Annotated in this window: 1 rRNA gene; it reads right to left on the bottom strand. The window is 52.7% G+C overall.

The features are described 5' to 3' along the window. Positions 1-1,218, bottom strand: a 23S ribosomal RNA gene (locus tag RAE04_RS11685); the annotation flags it as partial. Positions 1,219-1,236 lie beyond the last annotated feature (18 nt).

Consider the following 1,236-nt stretch of genomic DNA (forward strand, 5'->3'; position numbering starts at 1 on the left):
AATTGTCGGCGCAGAACCACTCGACCAGTGAGCTATTACGCACTCTTTCAAGGATGGCTGCTTCTAAGCCAACCTCCTGGCTGTCTTCGCGATCCCACATCCTTTTCCACTTAGTACACCCTTAGGGGCCTTAACCGGCGATCTGGGCTGTTTCCCTCTCGACTATGAAGCTTATCCCCCACAGTCTCACTGCCGTACAACACAATTAGTGGCATTCGGAGTTTGGCTGACATTGCTAAGATTGTAGTCCCGCTCAACCAACCAGTCGCTCTACCTCCACCAAGCTATAATACGACGCTGCACCTAAATGCATTTCGGGGAGAACCAGCTATCACGGAGTTTGATTGGCCTTTCACCCCTACCCACAGCTCATCCCCGCAGTTTTCAACCTACGTGGGTTCGCGCCTCCACAACCTCTTACAGCTGCTTCACACTGGCCATGGGTAGATCACCCCGCTTCGGGTCCAGGACATGCCACTTGCCACCCCATTAGGATTCGGTTTCCCTACGGCTACCCCACACGGGTTAACCTCGCGACATGCCGCTGACTCGCAGGCTCATTCTTCAAAAGGCACGCCATCACACACAAACGGTGCTCTGACGGATTGTAAGCACATGGTTTCAGGAACTATTTCACTCCCCTCCCGGGGTACTTTTCACCATTCCCTCACGGTACTTAATACACTATCGGTCACACTGAGTATTTAGGCTTACCGGGTGGTCCCGGCAGATTCACAACAGATTCCACGAGCCCGCTGCTACTCGGGCAACCCAACAACCTGCATGCCATTGTCTTCAACTACAGGACTCTCACCTTCTCCGGCAGGTCATTCCAAACCACTTCACCTAACAACAACACACAAGCACGATGATGGCAGTCACCGCACGTTGGGGCCCACAACACCGCACACACAACCCCTACCAGGTATCACATGCACACGGTTTAGCCTCATCCACGTTCGTTCGCCACTACTAGCAGAATCATTATTATTTTCTCCTCCTACGGGTACTGAGATGTTTCACTTCCCCGCGTAAACCCCCACAACAGCTATGAATTCACTGAAGGGTAACCCCACATAACCAGGGCCAGGTTTCCCCATTCGGACATCCTCGGATCAACGCTTAATTGACAACTCCCCGAGGCTTAACGCAGCCTTTCACGTCCTTCATCGGCTCAGCATGCCAAGGCATCCACCATGCGCCCTAAATAACGAACACACAAACCACCACACACAA

The sequence above is a fragment of the Corynebacterium sp. CTNIH16 genome (assembly GCF_032821655.1).
In the GTDB taxonomy this organism is placed as follows: Bacteria; Actinomycetota; Actinomycetes; order Mycobacteriales; family Mycobacteriaceae; genus Corynebacterium; species Corynebacterium marquesiae.